The following is a 16,699-nucleotide window of genomic DNA, read 5'->3' as shown; positions in this document are numbered from 1 at the left end:
CGGGATTCCCCGCCGGTGCCGGCCGCCTCGGTCGACGTTCGCCGCACAGTTGCTCTCTCCTGCTCGGGAAAGTGCGGCTGACCTGCGCAAACGGTGAGCAGAGGACGGTCCGGACAGGCCTCGGTTCGGCATTGTCAGCCCAATGATGCAAGAGTTCACAACCTGTGGACAAACCTGTGGAGCCAGCGTCGACCAGACGTGATCCGGCTCCTCCGCAGACAGACGAGCGAGAGGGAGTGGCGTGACCGGCAACCCGGATCAGCCCCAGGACGAGACCAGCACCCCGGCCCCGGACACCCCGCCCGTCGATCCGGCGACCGCACGCCTCGTCCAGGAGTGGACGACGGTGGTCGGCGAGCTGCAGACCCACCAGCGCGCCTGGCTCCAGGCCAGCCGCCCGGTGACCCTCCACGGCACCACCGCGATCGTCGCGGTCCCCGACGACTTCACCCGCAAGCGCCTCGAGGGCCGGCTGCGCGGTGAGCTCGAGGACGCGCTGACCGAGCGGTTCGGCCACGACGTCCAGCTCGCGGTCACCGTCGACAGCTCGCTGCGCCACGAGCTCGGGCCGGACGCGACCGCCAACCCGTCGTACGACGACGGCCCGTCCTACGGCGAGCCGACCGGCTACCCGACCTACGAGGCCGCGCCCGCGTACGAGCGCCCGCGCGAGGACGTGGCGCCCGTCGAGCCGCAGGATCGACAAGTCGCCATGTCGACAAAGCCACCTGTCGATCTGTCGACAAAGGCACCCGCGCCGGACCTGGGTTCGATGCCCTCCCCGAGCGTGCCGCCGGCGACGCCGAGCGGTGAGTCCCGGCTCAATCCCAAGTACACGTTCGAGACGTTCGTCATCGGCTCGTCCAACCGGTTCCCCCATGCCGCCGCGGTCGCGGTGAGCGAGGCGCCGGGCCGCAGCTACAACCCCCTGCTGGTCTACGGCGAGTCCGGCCTCGGCAAGACCCACCTGCTGCACGCGATCGGCCACTACGTCCGCACGATCTACGCCGGCTCCAAGGTGCGCTACGTCTCCAGCGAGGAGTTCACCAACGAGTTCATCAACGCGATCCGCGACGACCGGCAGGACCGGTTCAAGCGGAAGTACCGCGACGTGGACGTCCTCCTCATCGACGACATCCAGTTCCTGGAGGGCAAGACCCAGACCCAGGAGGAGTTCTTCCACACCTTCAACACGCTCCACAACGCCAACAAGCAGATCGTGCTGACCTCGGACCGCCCGCCCAAGCGGCTCGAGGCGCTGGAGGACCGGCTGCGCAACCGGTTCGAGTGGGGCCTGATCACCGACGTGCAGCCGCCGGACCTCGAGACCCGGATCGCGATCCTGCGCAAGAAGGCCGCGATGGACCGCCTCACGGCGCCCTCCGACGTGCTCGAGTTCATCGCGAGCAAGATCCAGACCAACATCCGCGAGCTCGAGGGCGCCCTGATCCGGGTGACCGCCTTCGCCAACCTCAACCGCCAGGACGTCGACATGACGCTGGCCGAGATCGTGCTCAAGGACCTGATCCCCGAGGGCGGCGAGCCGGAGATCACCGCGTCGCTCATCATCGCGCAGACCGCGGCGTACTTCGGGCTCTCGATCGACGAGCTCACCGGCCCCAGCCGCGGGCGGCACCTGGTGATGGCCCGGCAGATCGCGATGTACCTGTGCCGCGAGCTCACCGGACTGTCCCTGCCCAAGATCGGCGCCCAGTTCGGCAACCGCGACCACACCACGGTCATGTACGCCGAGCGGAAGATCAACCAGCTCCTCGGCGAGCGCCGCGCCGTCTTCAACCAGGTCAGCGAGCTGACGAACCGGGTGAAGATGCAGGCCCGCCAGGGCTGACCGCGCGATCACAATTCCTGTGGAGAAAACCGGCGGAATTGTGAGAACTACACGGGGAGGATTCCGTGGAGGCACCTGCGCGGCCGTCCACAGCGGCGGCGCGGTGCACATCGATCCTTGTGATTCCCGATTTCGTCCACAGCCGTCATCCACCGGCCATCTGGTCGCTCACCTGCGGAAACATCGGTTCTCCACAGTTTCCACCACCGCTACGACCACTCCGTGACTACATGCGGACCTCGATCGCCGGAACTCCTCCGGACCTCCGATCTGTGGATCAATGCCCGATCGTTCCCTCGCCGTCCCGCCCTCAGGGACGACGTGGCAGGATGCAACTCCCACCAACCACGTGAGAGGTACGACGACGTGAAGTTCCGTGTCGACCGCGACGTCCTCGCCGACGCCGTCGCCTGGGCTGCGCGCAGCCTGCCCGTCCGGCCCAGCGCGCCCGTGCTCGCGGGACTGCTCATCGAGGCCGGCAACGACGGCCTGGTGCTCTCGACGTTCGACTACGAGACCTCCGCACGTGCGACGCTCGCGGCGGAGGTGAACGACGAGGGCAGGGCCCTCGTCAGCGGCCGCCTCCTCGCCGACATCTGCCGCAGCCTCCCCAACAAGCCGGTCGACCTGGTGCTCGACGGCACCCGGGTCTCGCTGACCTGCGGCTCGTCGCGGTTCTCCCTGCAGACGCTGCCGGTCGAGGACTACCCGACGATCCCCGACATGCCGGCCGCGACCGGCACCGTCTCCAGCGACGCGTTCGCCCACGCCGTCGCCCAGGCGGTCACCGCCGCCGGCCGCGACGACATGCTGCCGGTGCTCACCGGCGTCCGCCTCGAGATCGAGGGCTCGACGATCGCGCTGCTCGCGACCGACCGGTTCCGCCTCTCGCAGCGCGAGCTCGCCTGGAACCCGGGCACCCCCGACGCCACCCTCGCTGCCCTGGTGCCGGCGAAGGTGCTCGGCGACACCGCGAAGTCACTGACCGCCGGTCCCGAGGTCACCATCGCGCTGTCCGCGTCCGGCTCGGGTGAGGGCATCATCGGCTTCGAGGGCACCGGCCCCGGCGGCGTACGACGCACCACGACCCGCCTGCTCGACGGCGAGTTCCCCAAGGTCCGCAGCCTGTTCCCCAACGAGAAGCTCACGATCGCGAAGATCGACCGCCAGGAGCTGATCGAGTCGGTCAAGCGCGTCTCGCTCGTCGCCGACCGCAACACCGCGGTCCAGCTGAGCTTCCGCGACGGGGCCCTGATCCTCGACGCCGGCTCCGGCGACGACGCCCAGGCCTCCGAGTCGGTCTCCGCGGAGATCGAGGGCGACGACCTGGTCACCGGCTTCAACCCGACCTTCCTGCTCGACGGCCTCAGCGCCATCGACCAGGCCGTGGTCGAGCTCGCGTTCACGCAGCCCTCGAAGCCGGTCGTCATCAGCGGCACCGGTGACGAGAGCGATGCCGAGGACGGCGGGTCGTTCCGCTACCTGCTGATGCCGCGCCGCCTGCTCAGCTGATCTGGCCGCAGCACCGCCCGTCGCACCGCCAACCGGAGGGAGAACCGCTGTGCACATCGGACTCGTCGGACTCGGGAAGATGGGCGGCAACATGCGCACCCGGTTGCGCAACGCCGGCCACACCGTGGTCGGCTACGACCGCAACCCGGACCTGGCCGACGTCGCCAGCCTGGCCGCGATGGTCGAGGCACTGCCCGCCCCGAAGGTGGTCTGGGTGATGGTGCCGGCCGGCGACCCGACCCGCTCCACGATCGCCGAGCTCAAGGACCTGCTCGGCGAGGGCGACCTGGTCGTCGACGGCGGCAACTCCAAGTACACCGACGACGCGCTCAACGCCGCCTCGCTGGCCGAGAAGGGCATCGGCTTCGTCGACTGCGGCGTCTCCGGCGGCGTCTGGGGCCTGCAGAACGGCTACGCCCTGATGTACGGCGGCGCGGCCGAGGACGCGGCGAAGGTGATGCCGGCGTTCGAGGCGCTCAAGCCCGCCGACACCGAGGACGGCCTGGTCCACTGCGGTGCGACGCCCGGTGCCGGCCACTTCGCGAAGATGGTCCACAACGGCATCGAGTACGCGATGATGCAGGCCTACGCCGAGGGCTGGGAGCTGCTCGAGAAGGTCGACATCGTCGACAACGTGCCCGAGATCTTCGCCTCCTGGCGCACCGGCACCGTCGTCCGCTCGTGGCTGCTCGACCTCCTGGTCGACCAGATCCGCGCCGACGAGCACCTCGACGCCCTGCAGGGGTACGCCGAGGACTCCGGTGAGGGCCGGTGGACCGTCGAGGCGGCCATCGACAACGCCGTGCCGATGCCGGCGATCTCGGCGAGCCTGTTCGCGCGGTTCGTGTCGCGCCAGGAGGACAGCCCGGCGATGAAGGCGATCGCGGCGATGCGCAACGGCTTCGGCGGGCACGCCGTGAAGAAGGAGTCCTAGGCTCCTACGCCGCCAGGACGGCACGGACCACCGCCCAGCCGAGCCACCCGACGATCACGACGATCGCGAGCGGGTGCTTGACCAGGCGGTCGAGCGAGGGGGCCGGCGTACGTCGTACCCGTGCCCGGACGGCGAGCACCGCCAGCACGACGACGACCAGCGCGAGCAGCGGCCCGAAGGCGTGGGCCTGCAGGGAGTCCTGCCACCAGCCGTGGGTGAGGTAGGTCCACGAGCGGGTCAGCCCGCAGCCGGGACAGGGGAGCCCCGTCAACCGGCGGAACGGGCAGATGACCGGCCCGTCCTCGATGTGGTCGGGCGAGAGCAGCGCGCTCACGCCCAGCGCGGCGACGCCGACGGCCCCGACGAGCTCGGAGCTCGCGAGCCGCCGGGTCGCCGGCGCGTGGGTGGTCGACATCAGCGCAGGGGACGGCCCTGGGCGTCGGGGACCTTGCGCATCAGGATCAGGATCAGGTCGATGATCGCCCAGATGCCGCAGCCGCCGAGGGTGAGCAGCTTGGCGACGCCGAGGCCGGTGTAGCCGAGGTAGAACCGGTCGACGCCGAAGGTGCCGACCAGCCACGACAGCAGCACAGTGGTCAGCCACTCCTTGTCGGAGTAGAGGCCGGGGACGTCCTTGGCGAGCCAGTACTGCTGGCTCTCGGCCGTCCGTACCGCGGTGTCGGGCTTGATCTGCCCGGCGACGGCCATCTGCGCGAGCTGACCGAACTCGATCGGGCCCTGCTCCTGGCCGAGGTAGTTGATGAAGAAGGGACCGTTCATCGTGGCGCCGTACTGCGGCTGGCCGGGCTGCCCGCCGGGCTGGCCGGGCACACCCGGGGCGCCGTACGCGCCGTACTGCGGCTGGCCGTAGCCCGCCGGAGGCTGCTGGGGCGGCTGCTGCTGACCGTAGGGGTCCGAGCCGCCGTAGGGAGGGTTGGGTGGTTGCGTCATGCGGGCCAGCCTAGGGTTCTCGGGCCACGTGCAAACCCCCCAACTGCGGTGGGTTCGGGGGAGAATCGTCACGTGACCGGGTCGAGGGAGGTGGAGGCATGCACGTCGCACGGCTGAGCCTGCACGACTTCCGGTCGTACGCCGACGTCGTCGTCGAGCTCGAACCCGGTGTCACGGCCTTCGTCGGGCGCAACGGCCAGGGCAAGACCAACCTGGTCGAGGCGGTCGACTACCTCTCCCGGCTGTCGTCGCACCGGGTCGCCACGGACGCCCCGCTGATCCGCGCCGGCGCCGACCAGGCGATCATCCGCGCGGCGGTGGTCCGCGAGGGACGCACCGCCGTGCTCGAGGTCGAGCTCAACCCCGGCAAGGCCAACCGGGCCCGGATCAACCGCTCGCCGCTGCCGCGGGTACGCGAGCTCGCCGGCATCGTGCGCACCGTCGTGTTCAGCCCCGAGGACCTCGCGCTGGTCAAGGGCGACCCGGGCGGCCGGCGCCGCTTCCTCGACGACCTGCTGGTGCTGCGCACGCCGCGCTACGCGGGCCTGATCTCCGACCACGAGCGTGTCCTCAAGCAGCGCAACACCCTGCTCAAGACGCTGTACGCCGCCCGCGGCTCGAGTCGCGAGGCGGCGCTCGCGACCCTGGCGGTGTGGGACGACCAGCTGGTCGCGACCGGCACCGAGCTGCTCGGCGCGCGGCTCGCGCTGAGCGCCGACCTGGCGCCGTACGTCGGGAAGGCCTACGAGGCCGTCGCCCGCGGAGCATCACGCGACGACGCACGGATCAGCTACGAGCCGACCGTCTGGCCCTCGGAGGTCGAGGAGGTTGCGCAGCAACCGTCTCGAGACCAGCTGGAAGCCGCTTTCCGATCCGAGCTCGTCCGGCGCCAGGCCGACGAGATCGGCCGCGGCGTGACGCTCGTCGGGCCGCACCGCGACGACCTGGTGCTCAGCCTCGGCCCGGGCGACGACCAGCGGCTGCCGGTGCGTGGCTACGCCAGCCACGGGGAGTCGTGGTCGTTCGCGCTGGCGCTGCGGCTGGCGTCGTACGACCTGCTGCGGGCCGACGGCGACGACCCGATCCTGATCCTCGACGACGTGTTCGCCGAGCTCGACGCCGAGCGTCGGGTGCAGCTCGCCGGGCTGGTCGCGGGCGCCGAGCAGGTGCTGGTCACCGCGGCGGTGCCGGCCGACGTACCGGCTGAGCTGGCGGGTGCCACCTTCCACGTCGCGGCGGGGGAGGTGACCCGTGGCTGAGCCCGACGAGCCGTCGGTGCCGTCAGAGGCGTCCGGCGAGGAGGTCGAGGAGCACCGGGCCGACGGCCTGGACCTGGCGCGTGCGCAGATGCTCGGCACCGCCGGATCCAGTGCGACGCCCGCGCGCCGACTGCCGCGGGTCAACGCCGGCAAGGGCGGCACCGGCTCCTTCCGGCGCCGGGGCGGTCGCTCCGATCCACAGCTGAGCAGCGCCTACCCAGACGGTCGAGACCCGCAGGGCCTCGGCAACGAGGTGGGCCGGCTGATCGACGGTCGCGGCTGGGGTCTTGACCTGCAGGTGCGCGGCGTCTTCGCGCGCTGGGCCGAGATCGTCGGCCCGGAGATCGGCGCCCACAGCACGCCGGAGTCGCTCGTCGACGGCGTCCTCGTGGTGCGCACCGACTCGACCGCCTGGGCCACCCAGCTCAAGCTGCTCGCGGTCACCGTCGTCCGGCGGCTCAACGAGGAGCTGGGCAACGGCACGGTCACGGTCGTCGAGGTCCTCGGACCGCACGCGCCGAGCTGGAAGCACGGCCGCCGCAAGGCTCCCGGGAGCCGCGGCCCGCGCGACACGTACGGCTGATCGGGAGCCCGGCGACGTACCGGGGCTCAGCGACACCCCTGTTCGGGGCTCCCATCGCCGTTTCTGGGCCATCTGTGGCCACATTTCACCCGACGTTGTCCCCAGACCGCGTCGCGACGCGTGTCCTGAGGCCCTCAGAAGGCTAGAATGGGCCATCGGCCGGGAACGCGTCTCGGGACGCCTGACTCGGCCTTCGCCATGCCTTCGACAAATGTCGGCCCGGCGTGCCCCGAACGACCAAAGTGAATGAGGTCCCGCGTGTCCACTGACGACCAGTCCCCCGAGTACGACGCTTCGGCGATCCAGGTTCTCGAGGGTCTCGAGGCGGTCCGCAAGCGACCCGGCATGTACATCGGCTCCACCGGTGAGCGCGGTCTCCACCACCTGATCTGGGAGATCGTCGACAACGCGGTGGACGAGGCGCTCGCCGGCTGGTGCGACACGATCAAGGTCACGCTCAACGCCGACGGCTCGGTCAGCGTCGCCGACAACGGCCGCGGCATCCCGACCGACACCGCGCCCGGCCAGGAGCTGCCGGCCGCGACCCTCGCGCTCACCGTCCTGCACGCGGGCGGCAAGTTCGGCGGCGGCGGCTACAAGGTCTCCGGTGGTCTGCACGGTGTCGGCTCGTCGGTGGTCAACGCGCTGTCGACCAAGCTGCGCCTGGAGATCAAGAACCGCGGCTACCTGTGGGAGCAGGACTTCTCCCTCGGCGTGCCCGACTTCGACCTGCGCGCGGTACGCCCCCTCGAGGAGGGCGAGCGCACCGGAACGACGGTGACCTGGTACGCCTCGGACGACATCTTCGAGACCACCGACTACACCCTCGAGACGATCTCGACCCGGTTCCGCGAGATGGCCTTCCTCAACAAGGGCCTGCGGATCGAGCTGCGTGACGCCCGGCCCAAGGCCGAGGACCTCGCCGACGCGGTCGAGGACGGGACGGTCGACGAGGCCGCCGGCGTCGCCGCGGCGGCGTCCGCCGTCCACGCGGTCGACGTCGACGGTCACAAGGCGCTCGAGCAGGTCTTCCAGTACGAGCGCGGCCTGGCCGACTACGTCGACTTCCTCAACCGCAGCAAGACCCCGATCAGCTCGATCATCGCCTTCGAGGACCAGACCGCGGACGACGTGGCCAACCCGATGAGCCTCGAGATCGCGATGCAGTGGCAGGCGTCGTCGTACAACGAGTCGGTGCACACCTTCGCGAACACGATCAACACCCCCGAGGGCGGCACGCACGAAGAGGGCTTCCGCGCCGCGCTCACCTCGCTGGTCAACCGGTGGGGCGAGGAGTGGGGCCTGATCAAGAAGAAGGAGGACCGGCTGACCGGTGACGACATCCGCGAGGGTCTCACCGCGATCATCAGCCTGAAGATCTCCGAGCCGCAGTTCGAGGGCCAGACCAAGGCCAAGCTCGGCAACACCGAGGCCAAGGGCTTCGTGCAGTCGGCCGTCAACGACGAGCTCGGCGCCTGGTTGGAGCAGAACCCCAACGAGGGCAAGGAGATCATCCGCAAGGCGCAGGCCGCGGCGACCGCGCGGATCGCGGCCCGCAAGGCCCGCGACCTGGCCCGCAACCGCAAGGGCCTGCTCGGCGGCGGCGGTCTCCCCGGCAAGCTGCGCGACTGCAGCTCGCGCAACCCGGAGGAGTGCGAGGTCTTCATCGTCGAGGGTGACTCGGCCGGTGGTTCGGCGGTCATGGGCCGCGAGAACCGGATCCAGGCGATCCTCCCGATCCGCGGCAAGATCCTCAACGTCGAGAAGGCGCGCATCGACAAGGTCCTGGCCAACCAGGAGGTCCAGGCGATCATCTCGGCGCTCGGCACGGGCGTCCACGAGGAGTTCGACCTCGACAAGCTGCGCTACCACAAGATCGTGCTGATGGCCGACGCCGACGTCGACGGCCACCACATCAACACCCTGCTGCTGACCCTGCTGTTCCGGTTCATGCGCCCGCTGATCGAGTCCGGCCACGTCTACCTCGCGCAGCCGCCGCTGTACCGGATCAAGTGGAACAAGCCCCACGAGCACGAGTTCGTCTACTCCGACGGCGAGCGCGACGCGGTGATGCGCGACGGCCTCGAGCAGGGCAAGAAGCTCCCCAAGGAAGCGCCGATCCAGCGCTACAAGGGTCTCGGCGAGATGAACGCCGACGAGCTGTGGGACACCACGCTCGACCCCGACCAGCGGGTGCTGCTGCAGGTCACCCTCGAGGACGCGGCGCAGGCCGACGAGATCTTCTCGATCCTCATGGGCGAGGACGTCGAGCAGCGCCGTTCCTTCATCCAGCGCAACGCCAAGGACGTCAGGTTCTTGGACATCTAGACCTCGATATCTAGGTCTCTAACTCATTTCTTAGACATTCATAGATCACGTCAGAAAGAACCATCGTGACTGAAACCCAGAGCAACATCGGCGGCGGCACGGGCGGCGGCCGGATCCAGCCGGTCGACCTCCAGGAGTCGATGAAGCGCTCCTACATCGACTACGCGATGGCGGTCATCGTCGGCCGCGCGCTGCCCGACGTACGCGACGGCCTCAAGCCGGTGCACCGTCGCGTCCTCTACGCCATGTACGACGGCGGGTACCGCCCCGACCGAGGGTTCAACAAGTGCGCCCGCATCGTCGGTGACGTGATGGGTAACTACCACCCCCACGGCGACACCGCGATCTACGACACCCTGGTGCGCCTCGCGCAGCCGTGGGTGATGCGCAACCCGTTGGTCAGCGGGCAGGGCAACTTCGGCTCGCCGGGCAACGACCCCGCGGCGGCCATGCGGTACACCGAGTGCAAGATGGCGCCGCTGGCCATGGAGATGGTCCGGGACATCGACGAAGAGACCGTCGACATGACCCCGAACTACGACGGCAAGACCACCGAGCCGACGATCCTCCCGGCCCGGTTCCCCAACCTGCTGGTCAACGGCAGCGCCGGCATCGCGGTCGGCATGGCGACCAACATCCCGCCGCACAACCTGCGCGAGGTCGCCGCCGGCGCCACCTGGGCGCTCGAGCACCCCGACGCCACCCGCGAGGAGCTGCAGGACGCCCTCATCGAGCGGATCAAGGGCCCTGACTTCCCCAACGGTGCGCTGATCGTGGGCCGCGAGGGCATCGAGACGGCCTACCGCACGGGCCGCGGCTCGATCACCCAGCGCGCGGTCATCGAGGTCGACGAGGAGAAGTCGGGCCGCACGGTCCTCGTGATCACCGACCTGCCCTACATGGTCAACCCCGACAGCCTGCTGATGAAGATCGCCGAGCTCGCCGACGCCGGCAAGGTGCAGGGCATCAGCGACGTCCGCAACGAGACCTCCTCGCGCGTGGGCCAGCGGATCGTCGTCGTGCTCAAGCGCGACGCCGTCGCCCGGGTCGTCCTCAACAACCTGCTCAAGCACACCGAGCTGCAGACCAACTTCTCGGCCAACATGCTGGCGCTCGTCGACGGCGTCCCGCGGACCCTGACCGTCGACCAGTTCATCAGCAACTGGGTCGAGCACCAGATCGACGTGATCCGTCGTCGTACCGAGTTCCGGCTCAAGAAGGCCGAGGAGCGGGCCCATATCCTGCGTGGTCTGGTCAAGGCCCTCGACATGCTCGACGAGGTGATCGCCCTCATCCGGCGCTCGCCCGACGTGGCCGAGGCGCGACAGGGCCTGATGGAGCTGCTCGACGTCGACGAGCTCCAGGCCGACGCGATCCTCGAGATGCAGCTGCGCCGCCTGGCCGCCCTGCAGCGCCAGAAGATCATCGACGACCTCGCCGCCATCGAGCTCGAGATCGCCGACCTCAAGGACATCCTCGCCAACGTCGCGCGCCAGCGGCAGATCGTCATCGACGAGCTCGGTGAGATCGTCGAGAAGTACGGCGACGACCGCCGTACCCAGATCATCGCGGCCGCCGGCGACATGTCCATGGAGGACCTGATCCCCGACGACGACCAGGTCGTCTCGATCACCCGCGGCGGCTACGCCAAGCGCACCCGCGCCGACCAGTACCGCACCCAGAAGCGCGGTGGGAAGGGCGTGCGCGGCGCCACGCTGCGCGGCGACGACGTGGTCGACCACTTCATCTCGACCACCTCGCACCACTGGCTGCTGTTCTTCACCACGGCCGGCCGGGTCTACCGGACCAAGGTCTACAACCTGCCCGAGGCCTCGCGCGACGCGAAGGGCGGCCACGTCGCCGGCCTGCTGTCGTTCCAGCCCGACGAGTCGATCGCCCAGGTGCTGGCGATCCGGGACTACGAGCAGGCGCCGTACCTCGTCCTCGCGACGAAGAAGGGCCTGGTCAAGAAGACCCGCCTCGGCGACTACAACAGCCCGCGCCAGGCCGGCGTCATCGCGATCAACTTCAAGCACGACGACGACGAGCTGATCGGTGCGGAGCTGGTCAACGTCGAGGACGACATCCTGCTCGTGTCGCAGAAGGCGCAGTCGATCCGCTTCCGCGCCACCGACGAGACCCTGCGCCCGATGGGCCGGGCCACGGCCGGCGTGACGGGCATGAAGTTCAAGTACGACGAGGACGCCGTGCTCTCCATGTCGGTCATCCGGGCCGACGACGCGGCGCGCGAGGAGAGCGACGACAACGTCCAGTACGTCTTCACCATCACCGACACCGGGTACGCCAAGCGGACCCCGATCAAGGAGTACCGCGTCCAGGGCCGCACCGGCACCGGCATCAAGGCGATGCAGCTGATCGACGAGAAGAAGGGCCGCCTGGTCGGCGCCTTCATCGTCGTGGAGGGCGACGAGATCCTCGCCATCACCGCCGCCGGCCAGGTCGTCCGCTCGCCGATCGACGCCAACATCGCCCCCAAGGGCCGGATCACCCAGGGCGTGCGCTTCGTCAGCCTGCGCGGCAAGGACACCGTCGCCGTCGTCGCCCGCTCGGTCGAGGCGAAGGACGCCGACGAGGAGGGTGCCGAGGAGGGTGCCGTCGAGGATGCCGGTGCCGCCAGTGAGGGCTCGACGGAATCGTCGGTTCAGGCTCCGGATGCCACAATCGAGGGATCCGAGGGCACGAACGAGGCCGACGGGGAGAGTGAGAGCTGATGACCGAGCGCGTCGAGGACACCGTGGTCCGGCCGGCGGCCGCCGGCCGCCCTGCCGGCGCGCCCTCGGCGCCCGGGCCCGTCCCCCCGGCTGTGCCGGGCGGCGTACCCGCTGCTGCGGCCCGGGGTCGCGCGCCGCGCCGCGCCCGCCTACGCCTGACCCGGGTCGACCCCTGGTCGGTCATGAAGACGTCCTTCCTGCTGTCCATCGCCTTCGCCGTCGTCACTGTGGTGTCGGTGGCGATGGTGTGGCAGGTGCTCGGCGCCGCCGGCGTGTGGGACTCGATCAACTCCACGATCCAGGAGGGCATCGGCGGCGAGGACGTCGCGTCCTTCCGGATCGAGGACTACGTCGGCACCAGCCGCGTGCTCGGCTTCACCATGCTCGTGGCGGCCATCGACGTCGTCCTGATCACCGCCGCGGCCACCCTCGTCGCCTTCCTCTACAACATGTCGGCGGCTCTCCTCGGGGGCGTTGAGATCACCCTCGCCGAGGACGCCTGACCCCTCCGGAGCTCGTCGAGACGCGGTGAGTTCGTCGAGTAGCGCGAGCCGCTAGGCGAGCGCGTATCGAGACGCCAGAGGGACGCATCGAGACGCCCCGTTTTGTCCCCGACTCACCCCCTCCGGTAGTGTCTGACCTCGGCTTGCTGCGGAGGGGCTTCCACCCAGAACCAGCGAGCCACCCGGGCCTATAGCTCAGACGGTTAGAGCACCACACTGATAATGTGGGGGTCAGAGGTTCAAGTCCTCTTAGGCCCACGGAAAGCCCCGGCCGCGTACACCGCGGACCGGGGCTTCTTCGAAGGAGGAGCGGTTCATGAAGAAGATTCTTCTCGCGGTCTTCGGCCTCGCCGGCGTCGTCCTGGCCGGCCGGAAGCTCCAGGAGAGCAAGGCCGAGCAGGCCCTCTGGGCCGAGGCCACCGACACGCTTCCCAAGAACTGAATCGGCTGCAACCAAGCTGGTCGAGTAGCCCGAGCCCCCAGGCGAGGGTGAATCGAGACCGCGAGGGGCCTTGGCGCAATTGGTAGCGCACCTGCTTTGCAAGCAGGGGGTTGCGGGTTCGAGTCCCGCAGGCTCCACCAGAGAAACCGCAGGTCAGCCTGCGGTTTCTTTCATTTCAAGACTGCTCTGGTTTGGTTCGAGATCGGGCGCTGGGGGGACTGTAGGGGGAAGCGGCCCGTTGCAACGGCGGAAACCGACCGGCCGCACCGGACCGATAGCCTCTCCTCGCCAGGTCGTTTCCGCCAAGCTGGGCGGGTGAGTTTGAAGCAGATCAACGTCGTGGGCGCCGTGATCAACCAGGACGGGCGGATCCTCTGTGCCCAGCGAGGTCCGGGAGGACGCCTGGGCGGCATGTGGGAGTTCCCGGGCGGCAAGATCGAGAGCGGTGAGTCGCCGCGCGACGCCCTGATCCGTGAGATCGACGAGGAGTTGCGCTGCGAGATCGCCGTGGGGGACGAGGTCACGACCACGCGGCACGAGTACGACTTCGGAGTCGTAACGCTGACGACCTTCTGGTGTGCGCTCGTTGCCGGGACGCCGACCCTGACCGAGCACGCTGAGGTCCGCTGGCTCGGGACGGACGAGCTTGACCAGCTCGAGTGGGCTCCGGCGGACGTCCCCGCAGTCGAGATCATCTGCAACGCATGAGTGCGGACTTCGTCTGGCCGAACGGCCTCGATCTCGACATCGAGTTCGGCTACCTCAACCCGGAAGTCCTCGCTCCCAAGCGGCACAACCCGAAGGTTGTGCTCAACACCGACGGCACGTCTGTGCTCAGGACGCTGCGCGATGAGCTTGGTCAGTGCCACGACTTCCTGTTCTCCGTCGCGTTCGTGACACCGGGTGCCATTGCCTTGATCAAGCAGGAGTTGGTCGACTTCCAGGGAACGGGCCGCATCGTCACCTCGGACTACCTGGCTTTCAACTCTCCCGCGGCGTTCGAGGAACTGCTCAACCTTCGACAGCTCGGCATCGACGTCCGGATCCACCCGGCGAGGGCGTTCCACCCCAAGGGGTACATCTTCACCCGTGCTGACTCGGTCACGGCGATGATGGGCAGCTCCAACCTCACCAAGAACGCTCTCGTGAAGAACCACGAGTGGAACCTCAAGGTGACTGCGGCCCTGGGGAGCGATCTTGGCAGTCAGCTCGCAGAACTGTCTGCCGGACAGCTCGATGAATCGGTCGCTCTGACCGAGGACTGGGTCCAGGCCTACGCCGCCTCCTACGCCCCGCCGGCGCCCCGACCCCGCAAGATCGCTGATCCCGCGGATCCTCCTGCCACCATCGGGGTCGTCCCCAACGCCATGCAGGAAGTCGCGCTTGAGGCGATCGCAGGTGTGCGCGCTTCTGGCCACGATAAGGCGATCGTCATCTCGGCCACCGGCACTGGCAAGACGATCCTGTCGGCACTCGACGTCCGTGCGGTGGATCCTGTCCGGCTGCTATTCGTCGTCCACCGCGAGCAAATCCTCGACCGGACGATCAGCGAGTACAGGCGGGTGTTGGGCGGCGCGGAGCATGAGTACGGGAAGCTCACCGGATCGCAGAAGCAGGGTGAGCGCAGGTACGTGTTTGCCACCGTGCAGACCTTGTCGCAGCCCGAGGTATTGGCGAGCTTTGCACCGGATTCATTCGACTACGTGATCATCGACGAGGCTCACCGTGCGGCATCGCCGACGCATCGCCGGGTGATGGACTACTTCACACCCGAGTTCATGCTTGGAATGACGGCGACGCCGGAGCGCACGGACGGCTTCAACGTCTTCGAGCTCTTCGATTACAACGTGCCCTACGAGATCCGTCTCAGCCACGCGCTCGAGGAGGAGATGCTCTCGCCGTTCCACTATTACGGCGTCGGTGACCTGACCTTCGAGGACGGTCGGACGACTACGGACGAGACCGAGCTCCAGGTCCTCATCTCGCCAGAGCGAGTCGAGCACCTCCTCAAGGCGTTGAAGATCTACGGCCAGGCGGGCGTCGCCCCGCGGGGGCTGATCTTTTGCAGCAGCCGCGATGAAGCGCGTTCGCTCTCGATCGCTCTCAACGCCCGTTCACTGCGAACGGTCGCACTGACGGGACAGGACTCCGTCAGCCATCGCGAGGACCAGGTCCGAGCGCTCGAGCGTGGCGACCTCGACTACATCCTCACCGTCGACGTCTTCAACGAGGGCGTGGACATCCCCACCGTCAACCAGGTCGTGATGCTGCGCCAGACGCAGTCGGCGATTGTGTTCGTCCAACAGCTCGGCCGCGGGCTGCGCAAGGTCGACGGCAAGGACTACCTCGTCGTCATCGACTTTATCGGCAACTACGCCAACAACTTCCTCATCCCGATCGCGCTCTTCGGCGACGAGTCCCTGAACAAGGAGTCACTCCGACAAAACTTGATCGCCGCGGAGGAGTCCGGAGTCCTGCCCGGTCTGTCGAGTGTGCGGTTCGACCGGATCGCTCAGGAGCGGGTCCTGCGAGCCATCACCGACACGAAGCTCGACAGCATACAGAACATCAAGAAGTCGATTGATGTGCTGCGCAACCGCCTCGGCCACATGCCATCGCTGACCGACTTCCTTCGTTTCGAGTCGGTCGATCCGGTCCTGGTCGCCACCAAGGACAAGAACTATCCAGCGCTCCTTGAGCGTCTGTTCCGGACCACCGACAGCGGCCTTACGGCCACGGAACGACGTGCTCTGGAACTGTTGTCTCATGAGGTCCTCACGGCGAGGCGTCCCCACGAGCGCGCGGTCGTTCGGGCACTGCTCGACGCCCCGAGTCAGACGATGGGGGAGTTGTTCGCGGGTCTGACCGCGGCCGGCATCCCTGCGAGCGAGCGACAGATGCACAGCGCCGTCGACACCCTCACCTTGGCTCATCACGCCGAGGCAGACATCAAGCGGTACGGCGGAGGGATCGCGAGAATCCATGAGGGCCAGGTCGTGCTCGAGCCCGACGTCCTCACTGCCTATCAGGCCGGCGGCGCCTTCGCCACGGCCGTGGACGACCTGCTCGAGACCGCAGACACACTTGTCTCCAGTCGCTACGAACGGGACCGGACATTCACCCCAGGGCGCCAGTACTCCCGCAAGGAGTCGACCAGGCTCCTCACCCTGCCGCGCAAGTGGACGTCGACCCTGTACGGCTACAAGGTCGACCGCGCATCAAGGACCTGCCCGATCTTCGTGACGCTCCACAAGTCCGAAGAGGTGACCGCGAGCACGGCCTACGAGGACACAATCCTCGATCGCCACACCATGCTCTGGTACACGAGGAGCCGCAGGACGCTGGCCAGCGACGAGGTCAAGGCGATCGTCGACAACGAGGTCGACCTGCACGTCTTCGTCAAGAAGGACGACGCTGAAGGATCGGACTTCTACTACCTCGGCCAAGCCACATCCTCGGATGCCGAACAGACGACCATGCGGAGCGACAGTGGTCACGACCTGGACGTTGTGCGGATGCTTCTGCGCTTCGAGGAACCGATCGACTCAGCCCTCTTCGACTACTTCCACCCAGAGATCACCGCTTGAGAGAACAGATCTGCGGACC

The 16,699-nt window shown here is 68.3% G+C and carries 13 protein-coding genes and 2 tRNA genes; 13 read left to right on the top strand and 2 right to left on the bottom strand.

Translation table 11 applies throughout. From position 1 onward, the window contains the following. The first annotated feature begins 346 nt into the window (after positions 1 to 346). The 3 genes from dnaA to gnd all read left to right on the top strand — a co-directional run bounded on the left by dnaA (position 347) and on the right by gnd (position 4,295). The gene (gene dnaA / locus ACZYRU_RS22170) at positions 347 to 1,849 is read left to right on the top strand and encodes a chromosomal replication initiator protein DnaA (RefSeq protein WP_488959374.1); all 1,503 of its coding nucleotides are present in this window, start codon (positions 347 to 349) and stop codon (positions 1,847 to 1,849) included. 366 nt (positions 1,850 to 2,215) lie between these two features. Then, complete coding sequence (gene dnaN, locus ACZYRU_RS22165; RefSeq protein WP_488959262.1) at positions 2,216 to 3,361, top strand: DNA polymerase III subunit beta; 1,146 nt, start codon at positions 2,216 to 2,218, stop codon at positions 3,359 to 3,361. A gap of 49 nt (positions 3,362 to 3,410) precedes the next feature. After that, the gene (gene gnd / locus ACZYRU_RS22160; RefSeq protein ID WP_488959261.1) at positions 3,411 to 4,295 is read left to right on the top strand and encodes a phosphogluconate dehydrogenase (NAD(+)-dependent, decarboxylating); all 885 of its coding nucleotides are present in this window, start codon (positions 3,411 to 3,413) and stop codon (positions 4,293 to 4,295) included. 4 nt (positions 4,296 to 4,299) lie between these two features. Here the strand turns inward: gnd and ACZYRU_RS22155 are convergent, their stop codons facing one another. Further along, a complete protein-coding gene (locus ACZYRU_RS22155) occupies positions 4,300 to 4,710 on the bottom strand; it encodes a DUF2752 domain-containing protein (protein WP_488959260.1) in 411 nt (136 codons plus the stop codon). Next, entirely contained in the window at positions 4,710 to 5,246 is a 537-nt protein-coding gene (locus ACZYRU_RS22150; RefSeq protein WP_488959259.1) for an NINE protein, read from the bottom strand. The genes ACZYRU_RS22155 and ACZYRU_RS22150 overlap by 1 nt, the downstream gene beginning before the upstream one ends. A gap of 98 nt (positions 5,247 to 5,344) precedes the next feature. Here ACZYRU_RS22150 and recF point away from each other — a divergent pair, with 98 nt between their 5' ends. The 10 genes from recF to ACZYRU_RS22100 all read left to right on the top strand — a co-directional run bounded on the left by recF (position 5,345) and on the right by ACZYRU_RS22100 (position 16,680). Next, positions 5,345 to 6,505, top strand: coding sequence for a DNA replication/repair protein RecF (gene recF / locus ACZYRU_RS22145; RefSeq protein ID WP_488959258.1), 1,161 nt, complete (start codon positions 5,345 to 5,347; stop codon positions 6,503 to 6,505). Then, a complete protein-coding gene (locus ACZYRU_RS22140; RefSeq protein ID WP_488959257.1) occupies positions 6,498 to 7,088 on the top strand; it encodes a DciA family protein in 591 nt (196 codons plus the stop codon). The genes recF and ACZYRU_RS22140 overlap by 8 nt, the downstream gene beginning before the upstream one ends. A 258-nt stretch (positions 7,089 to 7,346) precedes the next feature. After that, complete coding sequence (gyrB, locus tag ACZYRU_RS22135; RefSeq protein WP_488959256.1) at positions 7,347 to 9,416, top strand: DNA topoisomerase (ATP-hydrolyzing) subunit B; 2,070 nt, start codon at positions 7,347 to 7,349, stop codon at positions 9,414 to 9,416. A gap of 65 nt (positions 9,417 to 9,481) precedes the next feature. Next, entirely contained in the window at positions 9,482 to 12,148 is a 2,667-nt protein-coding gene (gene gyrA, locus ACZYRU_RS22130; protein WP_488959255.1) for a DNA gyrase subunit A, read from the top strand. Next, positions 12,148 to 12,651 (top strand): DUF3566 domain-containing protein, encoded by a 504-nt coding sequence (locus ACZYRU_RS22125; RefSeq protein WP_488959254.1) that lies wholly within the window; start codon positions 12,148 to 12,150, stop codon positions 12,649 to 12,651. The genes gyrA and ACZYRU_RS22125 overlap by 1 nt, the downstream gene beginning before the upstream one ends. A 184-nt stretch (positions 12,652 to 12,835) precedes the next feature. Next, positions 12,836 to 12,909, top strand: a tRNA-Ile gene (locus ACZYRU_RS22120). A 58-nt stretch (positions 12,910 to 12,967) separates the two neighbouring features. Next, positions 12,968 to 13,093: a DLW-39 family protein gene (locus ACZYRU_RS22115; protein WP_488959253.1), complete on the top strand. Its 126-nt coding sequence runs from the start codon at positions 12,968 to 12,970 to the stop codon at positions 13,091 to 13,093. 64 nt (positions 13,094 to 13,157) lie between these two features. Next, positions 13,158 to 13,233, top strand: a tRNA-Ala gene (locus ACZYRU_RS22110). 175 nt (positions 13,234 to 13,408) lie between these two features. After that, positions 13,409 to 13,801, top strand: coding sequence for a (deoxy)nucleoside triphosphate pyrophosphohydrolase (locus ACZYRU_RS22105; RefSeq protein ID WP_488959252.1), 393 nt, complete (start codon positions 13,409 to 13,411; stop codon positions 13,799 to 13,801). Beyond that, positions 13,798 to 16,680, top strand: a complete 2,883-nt coding sequence (locus ACZYRU_RS22100) for a DUF3427 domain-containing protein (protein ID WP_488959251.1) — start codon at positions 13,798 to 13,800, stop codon at positions 16,678 to 16,680. The genes ACZYRU_RS22105 and ACZYRU_RS22100 overlap by 4 nt, the downstream gene beginning before the upstream one ends. Positions 16,681 to 16,699 lie beyond the last annotated feature (19 nt).

The sequence above is a fragment of the Nocardioides sp. F233 genome (assembly GCF_057813895.1).
The sequence above is the reverse complement of the archived record's forward strand: the minus strand, read 5'-3'. Positions and strand labels throughout refer to the sequence as shown.